This is a genomic window from Streptomyces malachitofuscus (genome assembly GCF_055571035.1).
The window spans coordinates 9240-33898 of record NZ_JBVIGA010000011.1 but is presented as its reverse complement, the minus strand read 5'-3'; the positions used below and the strand labels follow the sequence as shown (position 1 = coordinate 33898).

At 72.8% G+C, this 24659-nt stretch carries 23 protein-coding genes; 6 read left to right on the top strand and 17 right to left on the bottom strand.

Annotation, left to right across the window (positions count from 1 at the left end):
* Nucleotides 1-7: 7 nt before the first annotated feature.
* The 3 genes from ACZ44S_RS17520 to ACZ44S_RS17510 form a co-directional block, all read right to left on the bottom strand.
* The gene (locus ACZ44S_RS17520; RefSeq protein ID WP_466929791.1) at nt 8-358 is read right to left on the bottom strand and encodes a DUF488 domain-containing protein; all 351 of its coding nucleotides are present in this window, start codon (nt 356-358) and stop codon (nt 8-10) included.
* A gap of 80 nt (nt 359-438) precedes the next feature.
* Nucleotides 439-690: a WhiB family transcriptional regulator gene (locus tag ACZ44S_RS17515; protein ID WP_466929789.1), complete on the bottom strand. Its 252-nt coding sequence runs from the start codon at nt 688-690 to the stop codon at nt 439-441.
* A 107-nt stretch (nt 691-797) separates the two neighbouring features.
* The gene (locus ACZ44S_RS17510) at nt 798-2018 is read right to left on the bottom strand and encodes a saccharopine dehydrogenase family protein (RefSeq protein WP_466929787.1); all 1221 of its coding nucleotides are present in this window, start codon (nt 2016-2018) and stop codon (nt 798-800) included.
* A gap of 124 nt (nt 2019-2142) precedes the next feature.
* Here ACZ44S_RS17510 and ACZ44S_RS17505 point away from each other — a divergent pair, with 124 nt between their 5' ends.
* Nucleotides 2143-2913, top strand: coding sequence for a TetR/AcrR family transcriptional regulator (locus ACZ44S_RS17505; RefSeq protein WP_466929785.1), 771 nt, complete (start codon nt 2143-2145; stop codon nt 2911-2913).
* A 165-nt stretch (nt 2914-3078) separates the two neighbouring features.
* Here the strand turns inward: ACZ44S_RS17505 and ACZ44S_RS17500 are convergent, their stop codons facing one another.
* Nucleotides 3079-3975, bottom strand: a complete 897-nt coding sequence (locus ACZ44S_RS17500; RefSeq protein WP_466929783.1) for a LysR family transcriptional regulator ArgP — start codon at nt 3973-3975, stop codon at nt 3079-3081.
* Between the two features lie 70 nt (nt 3976-4045).
* Between ACZ44S_RS17500 and ACZ44S_RS17495 the strand changes: the two genes are divergently transcribed.
* Nucleotides 4046-4663: a LysE/ArgO family amino acid transporter gene (locus ACZ44S_RS17495; protein ID WP_466929780.1), complete on the top strand. Its 618-nt coding sequence runs from the start codon at nt 4046-4048 to the stop codon at nt 4661-4663.
* A 33-nt stretch (nt 4664-4696) separates the two neighbouring features.
* Here the strand turns inward: ACZ44S_RS17495 and ACZ44S_RS17490 are convergent, their stop codons facing one another.
* The 3 genes from ACZ44S_RS17490 to ACZ44S_RS17480 all read right to left on the bottom strand — a co-directional run bounded on the left by ACZ44S_RS17490 (nt 4697) and on the right by ACZ44S_RS17480 (nt 7202).
* Complete coding sequence (locus ACZ44S_RS17490; RefSeq protein ID WP_466929779.1) at nt 4697-5155, bottom strand: cyclic nucleotide-binding domain-containing protein; 459 nt, start codon at nt 5153-5155, stop codon at nt 4697-4699.
* A gap of 283 nt (nt 5156-5438) precedes the next feature.
* Entirely contained in the window at nt 5439-6920 is a 1482-nt protein-coding gene (locus ACZ44S_RS17485; RefSeq protein WP_466929778.1) for an aminotransferase class I/II-fold pyridoxal phosphate-dependent enzyme, read from the bottom strand.
* A gap of 51 nt (nt 6921-6971) precedes the next feature.
* Nucleotides 6972-7202: a hypothetical protein gene (locus ACZ44S_RS17480; RefSeq protein WP_466929777.1), complete on the bottom strand. Its 231-nt coding sequence runs from the start codon at nt 7200-7202 to the stop codon at nt 6972-6974.
* 157 nt (nt 7203-7359) lie between these two features.
* Here ACZ44S_RS17480 and ACZ44S_RS17475 point away from each other — a divergent pair, with 157 nt between their 5' ends.
* The 4 genes from ACZ44S_RS17475 (at nt 7360) to ACZ44S_RS17460 (ending at nt 9577) form a co-directional block, all read left to right on the top strand.
* Nucleotides 7360-7803, top strand: coding sequence for an ATP-binding protein (locus tag ACZ44S_RS17475; RefSeq protein WP_466929776.1), 444 nt, complete (start codon nt 7360-7362; stop codon nt 7801-7803).
* A 181-nt stretch (nt 7804-7984) separates the two neighbouring features.
* Nucleotides 7985-8848, top strand: coding sequence for a SigB/SigF/SigG family RNA polymerase sigma factor (locus ACZ44S_RS17470; protein WP_466929775.1), 864 nt, complete (start codon nt 7985-7987; stop codon nt 8846-8848).
* A gap of 32 nt (nt 8849-8880) precedes the next feature.
* Nucleotides 8881-9120: a DUF5133 domain-containing protein gene (locus ACZ44S_RS17465; protein ID WP_190163296.1), complete on the top strand. Its 240-nt coding sequence runs from the start codon at nt 8881-8883 to the stop codon at nt 9118-9120.
* Nucleotides 9121-9148: 28 nt separating this feature from the next.
* Entirely contained in the window at nt 9149-9577 is a 429-nt protein-coding gene (locus ACZ44S_RS17460) for a hypothetical protein (protein WP_466929773.1), read from the top strand.
* A gap of 21 nt (nt 9578-9598) precedes the next feature.
* On the opposite strand, the gene ACZ44S_RS17455 is transcribed toward ACZ44S_RS17460, so the two are convergent.
* The 10 genes from ACZ44S_RS17455 to ACZ44S_RS17410 form a co-directional block, all read right to left on the bottom strand.
* Complete coding sequence (locus tag ACZ44S_RS17455) at nt 9599-11833, bottom strand: FUSC family protein (protein WP_466929770.1); 2235 nt, start codon at nt 11831-11833, stop codon at nt 9599-9601.
* A gap of 43 nt (nt 11834-11876) precedes the next feature.
* The gene (locus tag ACZ44S_RS17450) at nt 11877-13250 is read right to left on the bottom strand and encodes an NAD(P)/FAD-dependent oxidoreductase (RefSeq protein WP_466930227.1); all 1374 of its coding nucleotides are present in this window, start codon (nt 13248-13250) and stop codon (nt 11877-11879) included.
* A 132-nt stretch (nt 13251-13382) separates the two neighbouring features.
* Nucleotides 13383-15104, bottom strand: a complete 1722-nt coding sequence (locus ACZ44S_RS17445; protein WP_466929768.1) for a PP2C family protein-serine/threonine phosphatase — start codon at nt 15102-15104, stop codon at nt 13383-13385.
* Nucleotides 15105-15306: 202 nt separating this feature from the next.
* Nucleotides 15307-16362 carry an anti-sigma regulatory factor gene (locus tag ACZ44S_RS17440; protein WP_466929766.1) on the bottom strand — a complete coding sequence of 352 codons (1056 nt, stop codon included), beginning with the start codon at nt 16360-16362 and terminating at the stop codon, nt 15307-15309.
* Nucleotides 16362-16802 (bottom strand): anti-sigma regulatory factor, encoded by a 441-nt coding sequence (locus ACZ44S_RS17435; RefSeq protein WP_466929763.1) that lies wholly within the window; start codon nt 16800-16802, stop codon nt 16362-16364. The genes ACZ44S_RS17440 and ACZ44S_RS17435 overlap by 1 nt, the downstream gene beginning before the upstream one ends.
* Nucleotides 16802-17221 carry an STAS domain-containing protein gene (locus tag ACZ44S_RS17430; RefSeq protein ID WP_466929760.1) on the bottom strand — a complete coding sequence of 140 codons (420 nt, stop codon included), beginning with the start codon at nt 17219-17221 and terminating at the stop codon, nt 16802-16804. The genes ACZ44S_RS17435 and ACZ44S_RS17430 overlap by 1 nt, the downstream gene beginning before the upstream one ends.
* Nucleotides 17218-18108 (bottom strand): STAS domain-containing protein, encoded by an 891-nt coding sequence (locus tag ACZ44S_RS17425; protein WP_466929757.1) that lies wholly within the window; start codon nt 18106-18108, stop codon nt 17218-17220. Before ACZ44S_RS17425 ends, ACZ44S_RS17430 begins: the two co-directional genes overlap by 4 nt.
* 69 nt (nt 18109-18177) lie before the next feature.
* On the bottom strand, nt 18178-18570 hold the full coding sequence (locus tag ACZ44S_RS17420) for an STAS domain-containing protein (RefSeq protein WP_466930224.1): 393 nt from the start codon (nt 18568-18570) through the stop codon (nt 18178-18180).
* A 102-nt stretch (nt 18571-18672) separates the two neighbouring features.
* On the bottom strand, nt 18673-21057 hold the full coding sequence (locus ACZ44S_RS17415) for a SpoIIE family protein phosphatase (protein WP_466929754.1): 2385 nt from the start codon (nt 21055-21057) through the stop codon (nt 18673-18675).
* On the bottom strand, nt 21054-24659 hold a 3606-nt coding region (locus tag ACZ44S_RS17410; RefSeq protein ID WP_466929751.1), incomplete at its 5' end, for a HAMP domain-containing protein. The genes ACZ44S_RS17410 and ACZ44S_RS17415, both read right to left, overlap by 4 nt.

Below are 24659 nucleotides of genomic sequence, written 5' to 3'. Positions count from 1 at the left end.
CGGCCGCTCAGCCGGACAGGAGGCGGGCCAGCACCGCGGCGTGACTGTGCTCGGTGTCCTTGGACGCCGTCAGCAGGGTTACGGTGCCCTTCCCGGCCAGCTCGCGTACGCGGTCGAGGAGTTCGGCCGCCTCGGGAGCGGCCAGTTCCGCCTCGTACCGCTCGCGGAACTCCTCGTACGAGCCCCCGTCCCCGTGGTACCAGCGGCGCAGCTCCGTCGACGGGGTCAGCGCCTTGGGCCACTCGTCCACCTGTGCCGCGTCCTTCGCCAGACCACGCGGCCACAGCCGGTCCACCAGGACGCGGACGCCGTCGTCCGGCTCGGGCGCCTCGTAGACACGGCGCACGCGCACGCTCATGATCGTCTGCCCCTTCCGTGGTGTGCCGCGAGCCTACTGCGGCGCACCGGGAGGCGGCCCACGGGACGCACCGGGCGGCCCTAACCCGACGAACGGCGGGCGGCGATGCGCCGTTTCAGCGCGCGCCGCTCGTCCTCGCTCGTGCCGCCCCACACCCCGATGGACTGCCCGCTCTCCAGCGCCCACTCCAGGCACTGCTCGCGCACGGGGCAGCGCCGGCACACCCCCTTGGCCTGTTCCGTCTGCAGCAGGGCTGGTCCGGAGGTGCCGATCGGGAAGAAGAGGTCGGGATCCTCGGTCCTGCAGGCCGCGCTGTTCCGCCAGTTGTCCATCGAAAGTCACCTGCGATCGGGAGTCGGTACACACCCTTGCGGATGCCTTACGCCTCTCCGGGTCACCTGTCGACACACGGTGAAACAGCGCCACTGCGTGCGAACGGTCACTGTTCGCGCAGCCCCCACGGCGAGCCGTACGCGGTGAGCAGCTCCAGGAACGGCCCCGCCGGGAACGCTTCCGGGCCGAGCACTCCCGTGCCCGTCCAGGTGCCGTCGGCGAGCAGTTCGAGGGCGACGACGGGGTTGACGGCGGTCTGCCACACCACGGCCTGGCAGCCGTACTCGGCCATGGACCACTGGTTGTCGACCACGTGGTAGAGGTAGACCTCGCGCGGTGCCCCGTCCTTCATGCCCCGCACCCAGGTGCCGGCGCAGGTCCTGCCGTGCATCCGCTCGCCGAGCGTCGCGGGGTCGGGCAGACAGGCGGCCACGACGTCCCGGGGGGAGACCCGCACCGGCCCGTCGGGACCGGGCACGGTCACCGGATCGGTGCGGTCCAGGCCCAGCAGGTGCAGTGTCCTGAGGGTCTCGATGAACTCGCGGCCCAGGCCGTACTTGAAGGTGACCCGGCGCGCGTCGACCCAGCGAGGGACGAGCAGCACCTCCTCGTGCTCGACGTTCACGCACTCCACCGGGCCGATGCCCTCGGGGAAGTCGAACACCTCCGGCTCGCTGAACGGGGCGGTGGTGAACCAGCCGCGGCCCTCCTCGTAGACCACGGGCGGGTTGAGGCACTCCTCGATGGTGGTCCAGATGCTGAAGGACGGCGCGAAGTCGTAGCCGTCCACCGTGAGGTTCGCCCCGTCGCGGACGCCGATCTCCTCGATCGAGTCGAAGAGTTCGTCGGCGGCGTACCGGGCGAACACGTCCGACAGGCCGGGCTCCACCCCCATGCCGACCAGTGCCAGCGCGCCGGCCGTCTCCCACTCGCCGGCCCGCGCGAACTGCTCGTCGCCGAGCTTGACCCCGCACTCCTCGTAGGGCCGCTCGGTGTGCGGCCGGGACAGGGACATCGCCATGTCGACATAGGTGGCGCCGGCGTCACGCGCGGCGCGGAACAGCGGCATCACGAACCGGGGGTCGGTGGCGTTGAGCAGGACGTCGCAGCCGTGCCGTTCGAGCAGCGCCGCCACCTGGGCCTCGTCGCCCGCGTCCACGCGCTCGGCGCGGAACCGCGCGCCGTCCCCGCCGAGTGCCGCGACGGCCGCCTCGGACCGGGACGGGTCGTGGTCGGCCACGACCATCCGGTCGAAGAACGGCCGCCGGGCCGCGATCCGGGTGATGGCGGTGCCCACCCCGCCGGCTCCCACGAGCAGTACACGCATGACGAAGCACTCCCTTTCTTTTCTTCCTCATGGATCTCGGATGCGGGGCCCCGGGTGGGATACAACGCCGTGCGCCGTCGTAAGGTCAATGGCGTTGGCATAAGGGCGGCGGGAGGAGACGGCCATGCCGAAACGGGTGGTTCCCGAGGAGCGGCGGCGGCGCCGCAGGCCGACGAGGAGCGGCCGGGTGCTGTCCGGGACGCTGATCGTCGAGACCGCGCTGCGGCTGCTGCACGAGCACGGCAGCGCGGGGCTGACCGCCCGCCGGCTGGGCCTCGCCCTGGACTGCGACCCGAGCACCCTCTACCGCTACTTCCGCGGCATGGACGAGCTGACCCTCGCCATCGGGGACGCGCTGATCGGCCGGGCGCTGCGGGGCTGGCGCCCGACCGGGCTGTGGCGCGACGACCTGCGGGCCATCGGGCTGCGCATCCACGCGGCCTATCTGTCGCACCCGCAGGCGGCGGTCCTCACGGCGAGCCGGGTCTCCGGGAGGGCGAACGAACTCGCGGCCGACGAGGCGGTGCTGGGCGTGCTGCGCGGCGCGGGCTTCCCCCTGCCGGAGACGGTGCGGGTCTACCACGCCTTCATCGACACCACGCTGGCCTTCGCCGCCCTCGACGCGGCGTCCCTCGCGCTGCCCGACGCCGCACGGCGCGCAGACGAGGACATGTGGCGCTCGACGTACGCCCGCCTCCCCGCCGCCACCCACCCGCGCATCGCCGAGGCCGCTCCCCTCCTGGCCACCCGCATGGTCACCAGCGCCTACCCGACGGCCCTGGACATGCTCCTGAGCAGTGCGGAGAGCCAGATGACCCGGCAGGCCCCGCGCCAGGTCCTGTCGTCACCTTCCCGTCTGCCGTGCGACGCCGTGCACGCTGCCCCGCTGTGCTGAAGGCGCGGGAGGTGCCCCCCACTCGCCGCACCTGGCCCTGACCCGAGTACATCCTGTACGAGGCTCAGGGCCCTGCACTCCCTCAGCCTTCGGCCGGGGGCCCCGGAGCACGCACCGGACGCCGCACACCCGCTTCGGGCGGACAACGGACTTCGACGACAGGACCTAGCGGTACAGCGCCTCCGCAGCAGCCTCCGTGACCGCGTGGGTCACCGCCGCCAGGGCGGGAGAGTCCAGCTTCCACTGCTGCCAGTAGAGGGGCGCGTCGACCTCGTGGCCCGGGGCGAGGACCGTGAGGCGGCCGGCGCGGAGCAGGGGGCCGGCCTGGCACTCCGGGACCATGCCCCAGCCGAGGCCGGAGGCGACCGCCTCGGCGAAGCCCTCCGAGGTCGGTACGTGATGCCGCGGTGCGCCCGCCTCGGCTCGTCCGCGCGTGAGCCGGCGCACGAAAGCGTCCTGGAAGTCGTCCCGCCGGTCGAACACCACCACCGGCGCCTCGGGCAGCACCTCGTCCAGCGGCCCCGTGAGGTACGTGGCCGCGAACTCCGGCCGGGCCACCGGCAGATAGCGCATGCGGCCCAGGTGCCGTACGGAGCAGCCCGGTACCGGCTCCGGTGACGAGGTCACCGCCGCCATCACCGTCCCCTCCCGGAGCAGGGCTGCCGTGTGGGCCTCGTCCTCCCGGCGCAGTTCGAAACAGAGCCGGGCCCCGGGCGGCAGCCGCGTGAGCGCCCCGAGGAACCAGGTCGCCAGCGAATCGGCGTTCACCGCCACCGACACCCGGGTCGGCTCGCCGGCCCCGCTCAGCCCCAGCTCGGCGTGCGCGTCCCGTTCCAGCCGGGCCACCTGACGGGCCAGCCGCACCAGGACCTCGCCCGACTCGGTCGGCCGCACCGGCTTGGTGCGCAGCAGCAGCACCCGGCCCGTCCGCTGCTCCAGCGCCTTCACCCGCTGGCTCACCGCGGACGGGGTCACATGCAGTGCGGCGGCCGCCGCGTCGAACGTCCCCTCGTCCACCACCGCGAGGAGGGTCCGCACCTGGTCCAGCGGAAGGTCCGTCATCACGAGAGCTAAGGGTACGTAAGAATCCTTAGCTGTACTGCACACGCGCTGTGCCCGTAGCGTCCTCGGCATGACCAGCTCGCTCACCGCCGCCGCGGCCGGATTCGGCACCGGCCTGTCCCTCATCGTGGCCATCGGCGCCCAGAACGCCTTCGTTCTGCGCCAGGGGATCCGCCGCGACGCCGTGCTCGCCGTCGTCGGCATCTGCGCCCTCTCCGACGCCGCCCTGATCGCCCTGGGCGTCGGCGGCGTCGGCGCCGTGGTCGTGGCGTGGCCCGGTGCGCTGACGGCGGTCGGATGGATCGGCGGCGCGTTCCTGCTCGGTTACGGGGCCCTGGCCGCCCGCCGGGTCTTCCGGCCGGATGCCGCGGGGCTGCGGGCGGAGGGCGAGGCGGCGGGCTCCCGCCGCCGGGCCGTGCTCACCTGCCTCGCCATGACGTGGCTCAACCCGCACGTCTACCTCGACACGGTGTTCCTGCTGGGTTCGGTCGCCGCCGACCACGGCCCGCTGCGCTGGACCTTCGGCCTCGGTGCCGTACTGGCCAGCCTCTGCTGGTTCGCCGCGCTCGGTTTCGGCGCCCGTCTGCTGAGCCGCTTCCTGGCCCGTCCGGCCGCCTGGCGGGCGCTGGACGGGCTGGTCGCCGCCACCATGATCGTCCTCGGTCTGACGCTCCTGACGGGAGTCTGAGGGCCCAGCCGCCGCCCTGGGCGGGCGGCCGGGCTACATCGTCGGGCTCCGCCGGGGTATCGAGTACTGCTCCAGCAGCTTGCCTCGTGTCGTCTCCAGCCGGTGGGCGAGGATCTCGGCGACCTTGCGCACCAGCATCAGCCCGAGCTCCGGGTCCTCCTCGCAGAGCCGGAGCACGGCCGCCGCGTCGAACTCGTAGGCGCGCACCGGGCTGAAGGCCACCGCGCCGAAGTCCCACTCGTAGGGCGGGAACAGCCAGGACCAGCCCAGCAGGTCACCGGCGCCGAGGCCGGCGACCGTGACCCGGTGCAGTTCGGTGACCTGCTGGTCCAGCGACACGGCGCCGGAGCGGATCACCCAGAAGCGGTCGGCGGTTCCGCCCGCCTCGAAGATGCGGGTGTCCTCGGGGAAGGACACCTCCCGCGCCAGGGCCATCAGACGCTCGCGCTGGGGAGGGGGCAGGGCGGTCAGGAGTTTGATCGCTTTGGTCATGGCGCGGGGCTCCTCGCCGGGCAATCGGTTCCGGTGCTTTCCCTACGTTCATTTCAGCCGCTGCCGCCGTTCGGGGCACCTCGGCGGACGGGAGATTTTCCGCGCCCGGGCACCGTGGCCATCCGGGCATGAAAAAGCCCTGGCTGGACGGGGGAAGCCAGCCAGGGCCGTAAGCGGTGGTGTCCGGAGGACAGGGCGTCGACTCCGTCACCACGTATGAGTGAACGATAAACCATTCGGTCGGGGTTCCGTTAATCGGGCCGCGTGACCTGCTTCACCGGGCTCACCCGGCGGCCCGCTCGTCCACGACCCTCACCGTCTCCAGGCCGGGATCCGACGGGTCGGGCAGATACATGCCCGCGGCCAGCCCCGTGGACAGATACCGGAGCACGGGTCCGGTGAGCCGTTCGCCCGGCAGGACGGCCGGGATGCCGGGCGGATAAGGGGTGATCATCTCGGCGGAGACCCGCCCGGCGGCATCGGACACCGGCACCTCCTCGGCGGGACCGAAGAACGCGTCCCGCGGCAGCATCGACTGTTCCATCCGCAGCTCGTCCGGCTGCGGCACCTCCACCCGCGGCGCCGCGGGCATACCGTGCGCCGCCCGGCCCAGGTCCCGCAGCGCCGACAGCAGCTCTCCGGCCGTCTCACGGTCGTCGCCATGGGTGATCTGCGCCCCGATGCGGCGGTGGTCCACCAGATGCGCGTCGATGCTCCGGTGACCGCGCAGCCAGTCCGCCGCCTGGTAGCCGGTGATGCCGAGGTCCGCCACCTCGATGACACAGGGAAGCGGGTCGAAGCCGTCCGCGAGCTCCGGGCCGCAGAAGTCGTCCCGGTCGTTGACGTGCATCCCGTCGATCTCCTCGACCGCGGCCCGGACGTCCGCCGCCAGGCCGAGCGCCGCCCCCATGAGCTCCTTGCCGCGCAGGGCCATCTGCCGCCGCCAGCCGTCGAGGCCCGCGAAGATCAGCACCGAGGGGCTGGTCGTGCCCAGCAGATCGGCCCGCATGCCGAGCAGCGCCGGAGGCACGAGGTCGCCGCGCAGATGGAACACGGAGCCCTGCTCCAGACCACTGCCCATCTTGTGGATGCTGGTCACACAGATGTCGGCCCCCGCGTCCATCGCCCAGGACGGCAGATCGGGGTGGAAGGGCAGATGCGCGCCCCAGGCCTCGTCCACGATCAGCGGCAGCGAGCGCCGGTGGCACACCTCGGCGATCGCCTCCAACGCCGCGGTGCTGCCGTACGGGGTCGGGCTGGTGACCAGTGCGCCGCGGGCGTCCGGATGCGCCTCGAAGGCACGGTCGAAGTCGGCGGCCGACGGCGGATGCGCCAGATGCCGCCCGGCGTCCCACCGCGGCTCCACCCACACCGGCTCGATCCCGGACAGGATCAGCCCCGCCACCACCGACTTGTGGGCGTCCCGCCCGATCAGCAACTTCTCGTGCGGACCCGCCACCGACAGCATCGCCGCCTTGACCGACAGGGAACTCCCGCACGTGCTGAAGAACGTGTGCTCGGCGTGGACCGCGTCGGCCATCAGCTCCTGGGCCTCCTGCAGGACCCGTCCCCGGGTGAGCCGGTCGTCCAGGCCGCCCGTCGCCAGCACATCGCCCAGGAACACCGAGTCACCGAGCACCTCGCGCACCGCCGGATCGGCGCCGCGGGCCTGCTTGTGCCCGGGCGGGGTGAAGCCCAGCCGCCCCTTGCGGTGATAGTCCTCCAGCGCCTGCAGAACCGGCGCCCGGCTGTGATCGACCGTCATGGGCCCCCGGGTGCCCGGGACGGGCGGTGCCAATCCCTCCGCCCCGGCCGCTCAGCCCGTCGTCGGGTGCTTGCCCGGCGTCAGGATCTCGTCCAGCACCCGCAGCACCACCCCGTAGGCCACCTGGCGCATGTCCGCATCGCGTGCGGCGGCGGAATCGCCGGAGCTCTCGCGCCCGAGTTCCTCACCGCGGGCCCGCCAGGTCCGCTCCTCCTGTGCCGCGCAGGCCCTCGCCCGCTGAATGCGCCGCAGCAGTTCGTCCGAGTCCACCACATCGGTCATACGACCACGCGTACCCCTGTGCGCCGTTCGAATGACAGACGTCCGGGAAACGGCCGGGAGGTTTGCCCGTACCGGGACAGGTGAGCCGAAAAGGGAGGTCCGAGGCGTTTGTCATCGCCCCTCATCTCCCTTCGTCACCGAATCTGGAGGCCGCAGCATGTGTGAGGAGTACTCGATCGAACCCGTTGCCGAGCCGCCCGGCGCGCGCCGGGCGGGGTCGTCGCTTCCGTGCCGTCCGGCCGAGGTGCGCGAGGCCGTGGCACGGGCGGTGTCCGAACGCTGCCGGGCCACGCACACCGACTGCGACACCGAAGCCCTGGCGGACGCCCTGCTCGTCGCCTCCGAACTCACGACCAACGCGATCCTGCACGGTGGCGGGGTCACCGACTTCCGGGTCGACGTCAGCGGGCCCGGAGTGCGGCTGTCGGTGAGCGACCGCAGCGACGAACTGCCCGTCGTCGTGCCGCACACCGACCAGCGCGGACGCCGCCGGCCCGGTGGCCACGGATGGCCCATCGTGTGCCGGCTGGCCCACGACGTCCGGGTGTCGGACCTGCCCGCGGGCGGCAAGTGCATCACCGCGGTCGTTCCCCTGGTCTGAGCCCCGGCGGATTCCGTGCAGGAAGCGGAGTTTGTTCCACCGGGTCGGGGGCAATCGGAGGTTCGTGCTTCGGACCGGAGGCGCGCCAGCGGGAGCGGCAAGCCGCTGAGGACCCTCCGGGTGTCCCGGCGGCGCCGGCCCGCGGTAGTCCACCCAAACCACCGTTCGGGAGCGAAACCGCATGCTCATTGACACGTCCGCCCCTCGTCCCGGTTCCTCCGACACCACCGGCGCACCGCCCCGCCGGCGCCACGACGACGCCCCCGACACCGCAGCCCTGTTCGCACGGCTGGCGTCCCTGGAGGACGGCCCCGAGCGGGACGCGGTCCGCGACGAGCTCGCCACCGCGTGGCTGCCCATGGCCCACCGCATCGCCGGCCGTTTCCGCGACCGCGGTGAGTCCATCGAGGACCTGCGCCAGGTGGCCGCCCTGGGTCTGGTGAAGGCCATCGACCGGTTCGACCCGAGCCGGGGCGCCTTCGAGAGCTACGCCGTCCCCACCATCACCGGTGAGGTCAAGCGGCACTTCCGCGACCGGATGTGGGCCCTGCGCGTCCCCCGCCGGGTGCAGGAACTGCGCAACAAGGTGCGGGTGGCCCGGCGCGAGCTCACCCAGAACCCCGGCAGTCCCGAACCGTCCATTGCGGACATCGCCGCCCACACCGGACTGACCGAGGAGGAGGTCGGCGCCGGCATGGAGGCGCTGGAGAGCTTCAGCACCCTGTCGCTGGACGCGGAACTGTCCACCGACGACGACGGCTACAGCCTCGCCGACACCCTCGGCGCCGCGGACGCCTCCTACGACGTCGTGGTCGACCGCGAGTCCGCCAAGGAGGGCCTGCGCCGGCTGCCCGAGCGCGAGCGCGCCATTCTCTACATGCGCTTCTTCGAAGACATGACCCAAAGCCGTATCGCCGATCACCTGGGAATCTCCCAGATGCACGTCTCCCGTCTCATCAGCCGCAGCTGTGCCCGGGTGCGCGCCGACGTGATGGGACAGCGCAAGGGCCCCCGCGGCACCGGCGGACACTCCGCGACGGCCTGAACAGCACCCGACCCGACCGAGAAGCGAGAAACATGCTGAAGCCCCACCCCACCGTGCTGCGCCGCCTCGTCGAGGAGTACGAGGCCCTGGCCGTCACCACGGCCGGCACTCCCGACGCGGCCCGGGCCGCGAGGATCACCGACCTGGCGTACACCCTCTGTGTGTCCACCGGCACCCGGGACGTACGGCACGCGCTCACCACCGCACACAGCTGGCTGGCCGCGGAGGACGCACCCGGCCCGGCCCGCTCGGCACGGCCGGCCGCCGTATGAGTCGCCGGTCGCGGGGAACCCGTAGCCGATGAGCGAATCCGAGATCCCCCCGGAAAGCCGGCCCGTGGACGTCTACCTCGACCTCCTGCGCGTGCGGATGGACACCGAGGACTACCGGCTTCTGCTCCGTGTGGTGGAGCCGGTCCTCGAGGCGATCGACGAACACCGCCTGTCGGGTCTGGACCTGGCGCTGGACGGCGGCGACGAGGAACTGCCCCAGGAGGTCCGTGACGAGGCCGCCCTGGTCATCGCCACCGCCGTCACCGGCCGCATGGACAACGAGGTGGTCGAGCTGGAGGTCGACGAGACCGGCCCGATCCGCGTGGTCACCGACGCGGCGACCGCCGCGGACCCCTCCCGGCTCGGCGAGATCGCCGACCTCATCCGGGACCGCCAACGCCAGAACGAGGAACTGCGCGGCATCGCCGAGGCCAGCGGCCTGCCCACGGACTTCTGAGACGTCCTGGCGCCGGCCGGTTCACCGGTCGGGCGCCGCCACCCGAACGCCCAGGGGCCGGGCGAGGCCGACCACGGCCTCGTCCAGCCGCTCCAGGTGGCGCAGCACCCGGCCGGTGATGCGCCCGTACCGGCCGGTGCCCTCGTCGCCCAGGAGGGACGCGATGCTCGGGCCCGTCTCGACGCGTCCGGTGCCGTCCTCGTCCGCGACACGGGCCGCGATGGTCCCGATGTTGCGCACCGTGCGTCCGGCCGCGCCGCCCAGCCGGGGGTCGGCCGCGATCGAGGGATGGGACGGCAACAGCTCCGCCGTCGCCGCCAGCGAACGCGCGTGGTACGCGCACGTCTCGAGAAGCGCCACGACGTAGCGAGCGTTCGTCCGCCGGGCCCGCAACGGCGTGACCGGGTGGGTCAGCGGCTGGGTCGCGGCACGCAGGTCGCCCAGCGCCTGGTCGAGCTCCCGCGCCTTGTCCAGCAGATCGCCGGCGGGCCCTCCGCTGAGCTGCCCGACCGCGGCCTCGGTGACCTCGGCGAGCCGTTCCAGCACGGTGACCAGCAGTTCGTTGGTCCGCCGGTCGGTGTTCACCGGCAGGACCAGTGCCGCGGCCACCACCCCGCAGGCCGCGCCCAGCGCCGTCTCCTCCAGGCGCAGCACCAGCACCTCCCAGCTGTAGGTGTGCAGCAGGGTGTACAGCAGCCCGAGCATCGCGGTCACGAAGAACGACATCAGCGTGTAGGACAGCGGCGCCGTGTAGAACATCGCGAAGATCAGCACCAGCACCAGCAGGAACGCCGCCACGGTGTGCCGGCCCACCACGGCCGCCAGCGCGATGCCCGCGACGACGCCGAACACCGTGCCCAGCAGCCGCCGGTAGCCCTTGACGAGGATCTCGCCGGTCGAGGCCGTGTTGATGAAGACGATCCAGCACGTCAGCACCGCCCAGTACCACCGGCCCGTGGACAGCAGCTCACCGCCGATGATGGCCAGGATTGACCCCACGGCCACCTGCACGGCCGCGCGCGTGGTGGGACGCTGCAGCCCCGTCCGCGACGCGTCCGGCTCCGGCTCCTCACCGGCGTCGATGGCCGCGTCCTCGGCGTCCAGCTCCTCCCGGCTCCTGGCCGTCGCCGGGCTGTCGTCCGACTCGTCCTGCGGACCGTCCAGGGCGACACGCAGTCCCATGACGGCGCGGGCGGTCTCCCCGACGGCCCGGAACACGTCCTGCACCGCCGGCGAGGCGGGCGGCAGGTTCTCCTCGTCCCGGTAGGCCAGCAGCCGGTTGCGCAACTGGGCCATGCCGGTTCCCGCCGTCCCCGTCCACAGCACGAGCGCGCGCAGCGCCAGCAGATCCCGGCGCAACCGGTCCGTGGCCTCGTCCGGCCCGGGCAGCCGGCCCACCTCGGGGGCGGGCGCGCCGGGCAGATGGAGGGTGAGGGTGTCCGCCCGTTCGGCGCTGCGGGCCGAGAGCAGCAGCAGGCCGAGCCGCTCGGCGGCGATCTCGGCGTCCGCGATCCGGCGCTGCACCAGCCGCGCCGTCGGCTCGTCGGGCGTGCCCTCCTCCAGCCGCGTCTGGATCATCAGGGCCGTCTCGTGCAACCGGGCGGTGCCCTCCCGCACCTCCTCCAGCGCCTTGTCCACCTCGTCCGGCCCGGCGTCCAGCAGCGCCAGATGTGCGGACACGAGGCGGCCCAGCCGGGCCCGGAAGGCCTGGCGCAGCCGCTCGAGCAGTCCGGTGGGGGTGACGGGGACGACGAAGAACCGCACCAGGGCACTGCTCGCGAACGCGACGGCCAGCGCGGCCCACAGACCGGGCAGCTCCGCCACGGAGGCCCCGACGAACAGGGACACGAAGTACACCTGGAAGCCGATCAGGCCGAGGGCGGTCCCGCGGTCGCCGAACCGCCGGCCGTAGACGGCACAGAAGATCAGGACGACGAAGAAGGCGTCCCCGACGACCACCCGCTCGCTGAGAGCGGCGCCCAGTGACACGGACACCAGTGCGAGCGGCAGCCCGAAGGCCAGCGTGACCGCCTGGGCGCCGCGCTGCCGCTCCCGGATGGCGAACGTGGCGACCATCGCCGTCATCGCCCCCGCCACCAGCCGGGACACCTCGAAACCCAGCGAGGCGAGGACGGCCAGCGTCAGGGCGATGGCCCCCACCGTCCGCAGTCCCGCCGTCAGCCGCAGCAGTCCGGGATCGGACGCCGCCAGGTGGTCCCGCAGCCGCGTGCGCCCCGGGCGTCCCGCCTCCTTCACCCCTTCGCACCCTCCCCCGTCGCACCGCCCCGTGCGCGACGGATCACCGAGCCGCCCGGCCCGCTTCCTCGACGTGCGCCCGGACCTGCTCCGGTGTCAGGTAGGCGTCGAGGTACTCGAAGTCCCGCAGATTGCCGGGCCGGTGCGCCTGGAACCCGGTGCGTACGAAGTCGTCGCCGGCGACGGCGTTCAGCAGCCAGTCGGTCATCACCCGGGTCTTGGCGACATTCGTGCGCAGCGCCGACCAGTGGTATCCGCGGGCCACCGCCTGGGCGGGCAGACCGTGCAGTTCGAAGCCGAGCGGCTTGGACACCGCGTCGGTGCCGCCGAGGTCCACCACGAGCCCGAGGTCCCTGTGCACGTACGGCCGCGTCGGCCGGCCCCGCAGCGTCGCGATGACGTTCTCGGCCACGTGCCGGCCCTGCCGCAGCGCGTGCTGCGCGGTCGGCGGGCACACGGCGCCGTCGCCCTTGGCCACATCGGGCACCGCCGCCGAGTCGCCGAGCGCGAACACCCCGTCGTGACCCGGCAGGCACATGTCCGCGTTCACCGCGAGCCGTCCCCGGACGGTCTCCGCGCCGAGCGTGGCGATGAGGGGACTGGCGACGACACCCGCGGTCCAGATCAGGGTGCGGGTCGGCACCACCCGGCCGTCGGTGAAGGTGACCTCCTCGGCGCTCGCCTTCCCGATCGAGACGCCCAGTGAGACCTCGATGCCGCGCCGGGTCAGGATCTCGTGCGCGCTGCGCCCGAGCTTCTCACCCAGTTCCGGCATGAGTTTCGGCGCGATGTCGATCAGATGCCACTTGATCAGGCCCGGGTCCAGCCGGGGATAGCGCTTGACGGCCGCGTGCGTCAGCCGCTGGAGACAGGCCGCCGTCTCCGTACCCGCGTAGCCGCCGCCGACCACCACGAACTGCAGCCGGGAGGCCCGCTCCGCCGGATCGTGGCTCGCGTCGGCCAGGTCGAGCTGGGAGATGACGTGGTCGCGGAGGTAGGCGGCCTCGGCCAGCGACTTCATCCCGAAGGCGTGGTCCGTCAGCCCCGGGATGTCGAAGGTGCGGGTGACACTGCCGGGGGCCAGCACGATGTAGTCGTACGGCTCGTCGAGGATCTCGCCGTTGACGATGCGGATCACACACACCTTGGACCGCAGATCCACGCCGATGGCCCCGCCCGGGATGATCCGGGTGCGGTACCTCTCGCTGCGGCGCAGGGACAGCGCCACCGACTGCGGGGCCAGCACGCCCGAGGCCACTTGGGGGAGCAGGGGCAGATAGAGCTGGTAGGAGAACGGGGTCACCAGCGTGAGGTCGGCCTCGTTCGGGGCGAGCCTGCGCTCCAGCCGCCGCACGCATTCCACGCCGGCGAAGCCCGCGCCCACCACAAGGATCCTGGGTCGTGTCACGGTGTCCATCCCTTCCTCCGGCTGCAGGCGGTCCGCCTCGGCCGTCGATGCCTGACGCGTGCCCCTGTTCAGCACCACGATGCCCGCACCCGCCCCGGAACGCACCGGGAAGGCACGACGGTCACCGCGGCCGGCCCCGCCTCAGCGGTGCAGATGGCACAGCAGCAGACACACGTCGTCGTCGCGCTCGGAGTCGCTCAGCATCGGATGCAGGATCCGGTCCGCCGACTTCTCCAGATCCGTGTCCAGAGCATCGGAACCGTACGCCCCGAGGACCCCCGCGAGCCGTTCGATGCCGGGGTCGATGCCCCGGGCGCGCCGCTCGACCAGCCCGTCCGTGTAGAGCGCCAGCGTCGAGCCGGGCGTCAGCCGCTCGGTGTGGTCGGCGATCTCCTGCCGCAGCGGGATACCGAGCATCGCGCCCGGTTTGGCGTCCAGGATCCGCACCCGTCCGTCGGGCAGCCGCAGCACCGGCGGCGGGTGACCCGCCGCGGCCCACGTCAGCGTGTGCTCGTCCGGATGGAACCGTGCGATGACCGCGGTGGCGAAGAGGTCCGGCTGGAGGTGGCGCAGATACCCGTGCAGCCGGGTCAGCAGCCGGCCCGGCCCGCCGCCGTCGACGGCGTAGGCGCGCAGCGCGGTGCGCAGCTGGCTCATCATCACCGCCGCGTGCAGCCCGTGCCCGGTGACGTCCCCGATGACGGTGATCAGACTGCCGTCCCGCTGCCGGAACGCGTCGTACCAGTCGCCGCCGACGTTCAGCCCGTGCGTGGCCGGCAGATAGCGGGCCGCCAGGCTCAGGCCCGGTGTCGTCGGCAGCTCCGTGAGCAGGGCACGCTGCAGCGTCTCGGCGATGTCCCGGTTGTGCTCGAAGCGCCGGGCGTTGTCCATGGCGATGCCGGCCCGCCGGCAGAACTCGATCAGCGTCACGGCGTCGTCCGGGTCCCAGCGCTCACCGGGCGGCCACAGGGTGAGCACCCCCAGCGCGGCGCTGCGCGGCGTCAGCAGCGGGATGCACAGCAGGGGCCGCGCCGGATCCAGGGCCGACGGGGGCCGGTCGTCGACGCCGGGCAGCCCTCCGGGGTGGTCGGCGGCGTACTGCGGACGGCCGGTGCGGGCGGCCAGGACGGCCGCACCCGGGTGGGCGGTGGGCCGGTGCCGGTCGTCCTCGTGGTCGAACAGCCATACGTCGACTCCGCCGGCGTACCGCGGCACGAGCAGTTCCGGCAGCCGGCGCACGATCTCGTCGTGGTTCAGCGAGGCGTTGAGCGTGGCGCTGGCGTCGGCGAGGAACCTCAGCCGACGCCGGGCGTTCTCCGCCTCCTCACGCGCCCGGCGCTCGGCGGCGAACGCCTCACGCTGCGCCCTTCCGGCCGCGTCCAGCTCGGCGTGCAGCGCCAGAACCCCCTGGTTGGTCTGATGCAGCTCCTCCCGGTGGAAGGCGACCAGCTCCTCCTGCTCGGCGAGCATCTCCAGCACCGAGGCGGTGTCCTCGTCGGCGCCCAGCAGCGCGTCCGCCAGTCCGGCCGCGTCCTCGCTCTCCGGGCCGGCGTCGGCCGCGGTCCGCCCCGGCCCGGGACAGGGCACCGTCACCGTCCACGGGGTGCGGACGGAGGCGTCCGCACCGGGGGAGGGGCCCACCACGGCGCGCAGGACCGCCTCCTCGGCGGCCGCGTCCGGTTCCTCCACCCGCAGCTCCCAGACGCCGCCCTTGGTGAGGCACTGCCGCAAGTGGCCGCCGAGCGCCGTGGCCAGCCGGGTGCGTTCCACGGTGGGCACCCCGTACGCCGCCGCCAGCCGCGCGACGGCGACCCGGGCGCACGCCGCCTCGGTGACCGTCCCGATCCGCCAGACACGCGTCATGGCAGCCCCGGGCAATCACGACCCGCAACGACCGCAACGGTGCCGCCGGGCACGTGCGGCAGGCTCATGGCGGTGCCGGTCGGGTGGCTGGGTGTCATGGGCTCCGGAGGGGCGGGGTGGCTGCTGTCGCGGTGGGGGTGTGGGGGAGTGGTGGTCGGCCGTGCGGCGGTGGCGCCGGTGCGTGCCGCGTGCGGGGTGGGTGTCATGGGTGCTCCGAGGGGACGGGGGCGAGCACGGCCACGGCGGTGTCGTCGCGGACCGGGCGGGCGGGACTTCCGGCGTCCCGGACGGTCACGGCCGCCGTCACAGCCGGGTCGGCCGGCGGCCGGCCGGTGCCCGGAGGCGGCGTCCAGCGGCCGGGCAGACCGTCCGTGTGCAGGATCAGCAGGCTCTCGGAGGTCCAGGGAACCTCGTCCTCGCGCACCGTGTTGGGCCGGTGCACTCCGACGATGCCCGGCCGGGACAGCAGGGAGCGCCAGCGGTCGCCCTCCCGCAGCCGGGCCGACACATTGCCGATCCCGGCGAAGCGCAGCAGGCCCGTCCAGACGTCGAGCTGAGCCACGGCGACCGCCGCGCCCCGTGTCCCGGCCAGGGCCGTGTGGAGCTTCTGCAGCATCTCGGCGGGCGGCAGCCGGGCCCAGTGGCGCAGCTCCTCGACGGCGGCGGTCGACGCACGGGCCGCCTCGCTGCCGTGCCCCAGCCCGTCGGCCAGCATCAGCGTCAACCGGTCACCGGACCTGACCCAGGCCCAGGCGTCCCCCGAGAAGTCCGCGCCGGCGAACGGGACGTTGACCCCGCCGGCGTGCGCACCGGGGCCGCCCGGAGCGTCCTCGCCGGGGCCCGGACGGCCGATGCGGGCCACCGCGACGGTGCCCCGGCCGGGCACGCTGTGCAGACCGAAGTCGTCGGCGAGACGGCGGCAGGTGCCGAGGCCCGCGCCGAGCGAGCCGCTCGAGGAGAACCCGTCCCGCAGCGCGGTGTCCACATCGGTGATCCCCGGCCCGTGGTCGATCGCGGTGATCTGCACCGCCCGGCCCGGCAGGCCTTCCCGGGGTACGGACGGGGCCACCACGTCGATGAGCACCTGACCCGCCTGCGCGTGCTTGAGGAGGTTGGTGGCGAGCTCGGTCGCCACCAGTGCCACGGAGGCGGTGCGCCGATCGTCCAGCCCGGCCAGGGCCGCCGCCTCCTCCGCCGCGACCCGGACGTCCCGCACCCGGGTCGGGTCCTGGACCGGTACGTCCCACACGCGGGGCATCAGAGGTCCTCGCGAGGACGCGGCGGCCGGGACACCCACGAGGTCACCCGCACCGTGGTGCCCGACCCGGGGGTGCTCTCGACCGCGAAGTCGTGCACGAGCCGCCGCGCGCCGCCCAGACCCATCCCCAGCCCGCCGCCGGAGGTGTAGCCGTCGCTGAGCGCCCGGTCGAGATCGGCGATGCCCGGTCCCGAGTCGCTGAACGTCAGCCGCAGCCCGTCGGTCCCGTCGGCGGTGACGTGCGACGCCTCCATCACACCGCCCCCGCCGTGGACCAGGGCGTTGCGCGCCAGCTCGCTGGCGGCCGTCACCAGCTTCGTCTGGTCCACCAGACCGAAGCCGAGCTTGGCGGCGGCCTGCCGCACATGCTGACGCACCCACACCAGATCCATGTCCGACCGGATGGGAAGGCGGGCCTCCACGCCCGCAGAGGTGGGCATCACGGGCTCTCCTCGCGCACGCCGCCGGTCCGGCCCGGCACGATGGGCTGCGCGAGGAGCTCCAGTGCCGCCTCGGTGGTGAGCGCGGTCCGCAGCCCGGGCAGCGTCAGCCCGAGCTCCACCAGGGTGATGGCGACCGCGGGCCGCATCCCGGCCAGCACGGTCCGAGCGGCCAGCAGCTCGGTCTGGGCCGCGATCTCGGCCAGCACCCGCCCGAGGAAGGAGTCGACGATCTCCACACCGGAGATGTCGATCACCACCCCGGTGACCCGGCTGCGGGCGATCGTTTCGGACAGGTCCTGCTGGAGCTGGAACGCCATGCTGTCGTGCAGGTCGCCCTGAAGGGTGACCAGGAGGACGTTCCCCAGCCTGAGCACCGGCACATGTCCCGCGACCGGGCGGGAGAAGTCCTCGCTCACCGTCGTCCCGCGCCCTCGGGCGCCGCGTTCACGATGTTCGCCCCCAGCTCGTGCAGGCAGTACCCGAGGGCGTCGGCGAGGCTCGCCCGGGTCTTCACCGTGCCGAGGTCCAGCCCGAGGTGCACGATGGTCTGCGCGATCGCCGGACGGATGCCGGACACCACGCACTCCGCGCCCATCAGCCGGGCCGCGGCGACGGTCTTCATCAGATGCTGCGCCACCAGCGAGTCGACGGTGGGCACACCGGTGATGTCGAGGATCGCGAACCGGGCATGCTGGTCGACGACCGCGTTGAGCAGGGTCTCCATCACCACCTGACTGCGGGCGCTGTCCAGCGTCCCGATCAGCGGGACCGCCACGATGCCGTCCCAGAGCTTGATCACCGGGGTCGCCACCTCCAGCAGCTGGAGCCGCTGCCGGTCGGTCAGCGCCTGAATCTCGCTCAGCGCGGTCTGCATGGCCACCAGGCGCAGCGTGCCCATCAGCACGCTCAGTACCGTCGAACACTCCCGTACCCGCTCGGGGGCCTCCTGCTCGAGATCGGCGACCAGGAGGTTCTCCACCGGTGGACGCAGCGCGGCCAGTTCGGCCGCCACCTGGGTGGTGGACAGCCCCGCGCGGGAACGGGCCGCCCCCATCCGCGCCAGCTGCTCGCGCACACCGGTGAAGCCGGCCGCGTCCGGATCCTCGACCCGCTGGGAGTCGGCCACCTGGGCGAGCGCGTCGACGACCGCCTTGCCGGCATCCACCGCCTCCTCGCGGGAGACCGTGAACACCGTGCGGAACAGGGGCTCGTCGGCCCACCGCTGGGCGATCTGCTCGCTCCGGCGCAGCAGGAAGTCCCTGACCTCGTGCGCCGGTGTCCCGCCCGTTTCGTGCTGCGGCACGTGTTTCCTCTCCTCTACGTAGTCGCCCTGTGCCGGGCCCACCTCGGGCACCGCGGCGCGGGAATGTGTTCAGGCGCCCGGTTCGGCCGGTGCGTCCGGCATCGCGTCGACCCGCTCCAGCGCCTCGTCGACGCTCTCCGAGACCGGGACGGTGATGCTCACTCCCGTCAGGTCCAGGATGCGGCGCACGGCGGGAGTGGGCGCGATGATGTGCACGCTCCCCGGCAGCTCGCGCGCCTCCTGGTACACGCGCAGGATGATGTTCATGCCGGACGAGTCCATGAAGGGGACCGCCGACAGGTCCAGCAGGAAGTGCCGGCGGCCGTGATGCAGCTGGTTCGCCAGGTGGTGCTGGAACTCGGTCGCCGTGTCGACGTCCAAGTAGCCCTCCACCGTGAGAAGGGCCACATCCTCACGGGGAAGGGTCACCTCGACGGACAACGGGTCCTGGGCGATGTGCACGAGTACCTCCAACAAGGTGATCAAGCTCTACGTAGCGCTGCCGCGCGTACCCCCGAATCGCCGGCTCATGCCTCGGCCCGCCGTCCGTCGCGGCGAGCCGGCTCATCCCACCCGGATTCCCACGATGCAGGTGTCGTCGTCGGTGTCCGACCTGCTGTACGTGAGCAGCCGGTCCAGCCGCTGGTCGAGGGTGCCCGGGGCCGTCGCGGCCGTGGCCAGCAGATGGGTCAGGGACTCCTCCACGGTGCGGTCCCGGCGTTCGATCAGACCGTCCGTGTACATCAGCAGATTGTCCTCGGCGGCCAGCCGCACCTCCGCCTCCTCGTACGACGCCTCCGGTACGGCGCCCAGCAGCAGTCCGCGTACCAACGGAAGCGGAGCCGCCTCGGAACCGCGCACCAGCACCGGCGGCAGATGACCCGCCCGCGCCCACCGCAGCGTGCGCGAGGCCGGGTCGTACAGGCCGCAGACCGCGGTGGCGCTGACGCCGCCCGTGAGATGGTGCGCCACGATGTTCAGCCACGACAGCAGCTGCCCGGGGCCGGCGCCGGTCACGGCGAGGCCCCGTAGCGCGTTGCGCAGGACGACCATGCTGGTCGCCGCCTCTATGCCGTGCCCCGCGACGTCCCCCACGCAGAGCAGCACCAGCCGGGACGGCAGCACCACGGCGTCGTACCAGTCGCCGCCCACCAGCTGCTCGGCCTCCGCGGGCCGGTAGCGGACGGCCACGTCGAGGCCCGGCACCTGCAGCGGCGCCTGGGTCGGCGGCATGATGGCGCGCTGCAGCTGCAGCGCCAGCCGGTCCCGCTCGCTGGCGTGCTGCTCGGTGTGCGCCAGCTGGTCGCGGGTGGCGGCCAGCGCCACCTCCGTCCAGTGCTGGGCCGAGATGTCCTGGTAGGCGCCGCGGGTCGTGAGCAGCCTGCCGTCGGTGTCCAGGACCGGTTCGGCGACGACGCGGATGTGGCGGGTCACTCCGTCGGGCCGTTGCAGCCGGAAGGCCGCGGAGGCCGGCCGCCGGTGGTGCAGCAGCGTGCGCAGGAAACGGCCGATGGCGACCGCGTCGTCCGGGTGTGCGTGCGCGGGCAGTTCCTCGAGCGGCACCGGAGAGCTGGTCGGCGGCCGCCCGTACAGGTCGAACAGCTGACCGTTCCAGGTGATCTCCCCGGTCAGCAGGTTCTCCTCGAAACCGCCGATCCGGCCGAGCCGCTGGGCGTGCTGGAGCAGGCTCGCCAGGCGGGCCGTCTCGTCCTCGATCCGCCAGATGAACAGGATGCCGGAGCCGTGCCGGCTGACACTGATGTCCGCGACCGCGGCCAGCGGCACCTGGTCGACCAGGGCGGTGAGGTTCATCCGCCGGGCCCGGAACGGCTCACCCGTGGCGTACACCCGCTCGATCCGCTGGAACAGCTCGCTGTTCCCGGCGGCCATCGGATACGCCTCCAGCAGCAGCGCGCCGCTGACCATGGCACGCGGCCGGCCCGCCGGGTCCAGGAAGCGGCTGTTGACGTGCTGGATGCGGAAGTCCAGCAGGTTCCCGGAGGGGTCCAGGTGCGGCACCAGGACCAGGGCCGGGTCGTACAGCCCGTCGGCCAGGTCCATCAGCTCCGCGGCGTCCGGCAGCACCTGCGGCCGCCGGGCCGGGCCGCTCGGCGGCGTGTACGTCTCCAGGGTGTGCGCGCACAGCTCGGCCAGGGCCTCCACCTGGCGGACGATCTGCGGCGGCTGCTCGGGCAGCGGAGCCGGCCAGACGATCTCCAGCACGCCGTACACCCGCCCCCCGGTACCGGCCGGAACGGCCGCCCTGCCGCCCTCCGGGTAGTGGTGCCGGCCGACGCTGGGCAGACCGCGGTCGGCCGTCGACCCGATCCACAGGCCGTCGCGCTCCGCGAGGGCGCACCGGGCGACCGTCGCCACGTCCGGCGGCACGTAGTACCAGCGCGCCGCCTCGGCGGGGGAGAACCCGGCGCTGCCCGCGAGGGTGAGCGACCCGTCGGCGCCGGCCGCCCAGATCGCCACGGCCACCGCGCCCAGCGGGCGCAGCGCCTGTTCGAGGAGGGACTCGGCCACGGCCTGGGTGTCGTCCGCGGCCAGCGCCCCGCTCTCGGCCGCGCGCAGCCGTACGGCGGCAGGCTCGGGCCCCGCGTCCCCGGCGGCCCGGGTGGCGGCCAGGAAGGCGTCCGTCACCTCGGACATCCGGTCCCGGGCGGCCTGGTTGATGACCTCGACCGCGAACTCCAGCTGAGTCGTCCCGGCCTGCTCGGTCAGCTCCGTGAGCTGGCGGGCGGCCTGTGCGGGACCGCACCCCAGCCGTTCGACCAGGATGCCCTTGGCCAGTTCGATCAGCGCCCGGCCCTCGGCCTCGGCCTGTGCCGCCCGCACCTCACGGCTGAGCCGGTCCACGGTGGCCGCGAGCCTGCCCACGGGCGAGTCGGCGGACACCCCCGCGGGCCCCGCCGTCGGACGCCCGGGCAGACGCTCGGCGCTCATGCGGGCAGCCAACGGCGGACACAGGCGATCAGGGCCTGGGTGTCGACCGGTTTGGTGACGTAGTCGCTGGCCCCCGAGGCGAGACTCTTCTCCCGGTCACCGGGCATGGCCTTCGCGGTGACGGCGATGATGGGCAGGTCGGCGTACTGCGGCATGCCGCGGATCTCGGCCGTGGCGGCGTAGCCGTCCAGCTCGGGCATCATCACATCCATCAGCACGAGGGCCACTTCGGGGTTGTTCACCAGTCTCTCGATGCCCGCGCGGCCGTTCTCCGCGTGCAGGACACGGAAGCCGTGCAGCTCCAGGATCCCGCTGAGCGCGAACAGGTTGCGCGCGTCGTCGTCGACGACGAGGACCGTCCGGCCGGTGAACGAGCCGTCCACGACGGTCTGCGGGGCCGGCCGGTGCGTCTCGTCGGCCCGCACCAGCGACAGCACGTCCCCCGGTTCCTCGGCGGAGAGGTGCAGGGCGATGCGCTCACGCAGCTCGTCGAGGCTGGACAGGAACTCCAGTGCCGTCCCCTCGGCACGTGAGCGCAGATTCTCCTCCACCGCCACGTCGGCCGCACGGTGACCGCTGTGCACCAGCACCGGCACGCTCGCCAGCGCGGAATCGCCGCGCAGCGCCTCGAGGAACCGGGTGATCTCCTCCTCCATACCGAGTTCCAGCACCACGCAGTGGCACGGATCGGCGGCCAGCGCGCCGGCCGCCTCCTGGGCGCCGACGGCGGTGATGATGTCGACCGACGGCCGCGACGCGCCGTCGCCGCGCGTGACGTCCTGGACCACGCTCTCCGCCACCAGGGTCAGCAGACCCCGGGGCCGCTCCTCCACGACGAGCAGCCGCCGCGGACGCTGCCCCTGCCCGGCCCCCGACTCGAGCGACGGAAGCGGCCGGGACGACGCGTCCTGCAGCGCCTCGGCCGCCCCGTGCTCCACGACCGGTGCGGGTCGCAACAGCTCCTCGAAGTCCGGCCGGGCCACGGGCAGGAACAGCGTGAACGTGCTGCCCTGGCCCGCGACGCTGTCCACCGTGACCGCGCCGCCGAGCAGATGCGCGATCTCCCGGGTGATGGACAGGCCCAGTCCCGTGCCCCCGTACTTGCGGCTGGTCGTGCCGTCCGCCTGCTGGAAGGCACCGAAGATCGACTCCAGATGCTGTTCCGGGATCCCGACACCGGTGTCCCGCACCCGGAAGGCAACCACGGGCCCGCCCCGCAGCACGCCGGCGGGCACCTCGTCGTCCGGGGCGGGTTCGATCCGCAGCTCGACCCCGCCCAGCTCGGTGAACTTGACCGCGTTGGACAGCAGATTGCGCAGCACCTGCCGCAGCCGGGAGTCGTCGGTGAGCAGGTCCGCCGGCGCGCCCGGAGCCGTCGTCACCGTGAAGTCCAGGCTCTTCTGCATCGTCATCGGCCGGAAGGTGGCCTCGACGTACTCGACGAGCCGGCGCAGCTCCACCCGCTCGGGGCTCACGTCCATCTTCCCCGCCTCGACCTTCGACAGATCGAGGATGTCGTTGATCAGCTGCAGCAGGTCCGAGCCCGCCGAGTGGATGATCTGCGCGTACTCGACCTGCTTCGGGCTGAGGTTGCGGGAGGGGTTCTGGGCGAGCAACTGGGCCAGGATCAGCAGGCTGTTGAGGGGCGTGCGCAGCTCGTGGCTCATGTTCGCCAGGAACTCCGACTTGTACTTCGAGGCCAGCGACAGCTGCTGGGCCCGTGCCTCCAGCTCCTGCCGGGCGTGCTCGATCTGCAGGTTCTTCGCCTCGATGTCCCGGTTCTGCGCCGCCAGCAGCGCGGCCTTCTCCTCCAGTTCGGCGTTGGAGTGCTGGAGTTCCTCCTGCTGCGTCTGCAACTCCGCGGAGCGTTCCTGCAGTTCGGCGGTGAGCCGCTGCGACTCGGCCAGCAGCTCGTCGGTACGGGCGTTGGCCACGATGGTGTTGACGTTGACGCCGATGGTCTCCATCAGCTGGACCAGGAAGTCCCGGTGGATCTGGGTGAACGGGGACACCGACGCCAGCTCGATGACGCCCAGCACCTGGCCCTCGACCACGATCGGCAGCAGCACCAGCGCGGTCGGCACCACCCGGCCCAGCCCGGAGGAGATCGTCACGTAGTCCGGCGGCAGCTCGTCCACCGTGATCGTGCGGCGGCTGCGCGCGGCCTGGCCGACCAGGGTGCGGCCGAAGGCGATACGGGTGGGCCGCCCGTCGTCGTCGGGGTAGCCGTAGGAGCCCACGAGGCGCAGCTCGGGGCCGTCGTCGCCGTCCTCCGCGAGGTAGAAGGCGCCGTACTGGGCCGACACCAGCGGCACCAGCTCGTCCATGATCAGCTCGGCGACCACGGGCAGGTCGCGCTGTCCCTGCATCAGGCCGGAGACCCGGGCGAGGTTGGTCTTGAGCCAGTCCTGCTCCTGGTTGGCCCGGGTGGTCTGGCGCAGGGACTCCACCATCGCGTTGATGTTGTCCTTGAGCTCGGCGACCTCGCCGGACGCCTCCACGCTGATCGAACGCGTCAGATCGCCCTCGGCGACGGCGCTGGTGACCTTCGCGATCGCGCGGACCTGCCGGGTGAGGTTGCCCGCCAGCTCGTTGACGTTCTCGGTCAGGCGCTTCCAGGTGCCGGAGACACCCTCGACCTCGGCCTGGCCGCCGAGGCGGCCCTCGGTGCCGACCTCGCGGGCGACGCGGGTGACCTCGTCGGCGAAGGCGGAGAGCTGGTCGACCATCGTGTTGATGGTCGTCTTCAGCTCGAGGATCTCCCCGCGCGCGTCGACGTCGATCTTCTTCGACAGATCGCCCCTGGCCACGGCGGTCGTCACCAGCGCGATGTTGCGCACCTGGCCGGTGAGGTTGTTGGCCATGGAGTTGACGTTGTCGGTGAGGTCCCGCCAGGTGCCCGCGACATGGGGCACATGCGCCTGGCCGCCGAGGCGGCCCTCGGTGCCGACCTCGCGGGCGACGCGGGTGACCTCGTCGGCGAAGGCCGACAGCGTGTCGACCATGGTGTTGATCACGTCGGCCAGTGCCGCCACCTCGCCGGCGGCCTCGACCCTGATCCGCTGCGACAGGTCGCCCCGGCCCACCGCGGAGGCGACCTGGGCGATGGAGCGGACCTGACCGGTCAGGTTGGACGCCATCACGTTGACGTTGTCGGTGAGGTCCTTCCAGGTGCCGGAGACCCCCCGCACCTGGGCCTGGCCGCCGAGGCGTCCTTCGGTGCCCACTTCGCGGGCGACGCGGGTGACCTCGTCGGCGAAGGCGGAGAGCTGGTCGACCATCGTGTTGATGGTGTTCTTGAGTTCGAGGATCTCGCCGCGGGCGTCGACGGTGATCTTCTGGGACAGGTCGCCCTTGGCGACGGCGGTCGCCACCAGCGCGATGTTGCGGACCTGGCCGGTGAGATTGCCCGCCATGAAGTTCACCGAGTGGGTGAGATCGCGCCAGGTTCCCTTGACGCCCTGCACATCGGCCTGGCCGCCGAGGCGTCCTTCGGTGCCGACCTCGCGGGCGACGCGGGTGACCTCGTCGGCGAAGGCGGAGAGCTGGTCGACCATCGTGTTGATGGTGTTCTTGAGTTCGAGGATCTCGCCGCGGGCGTC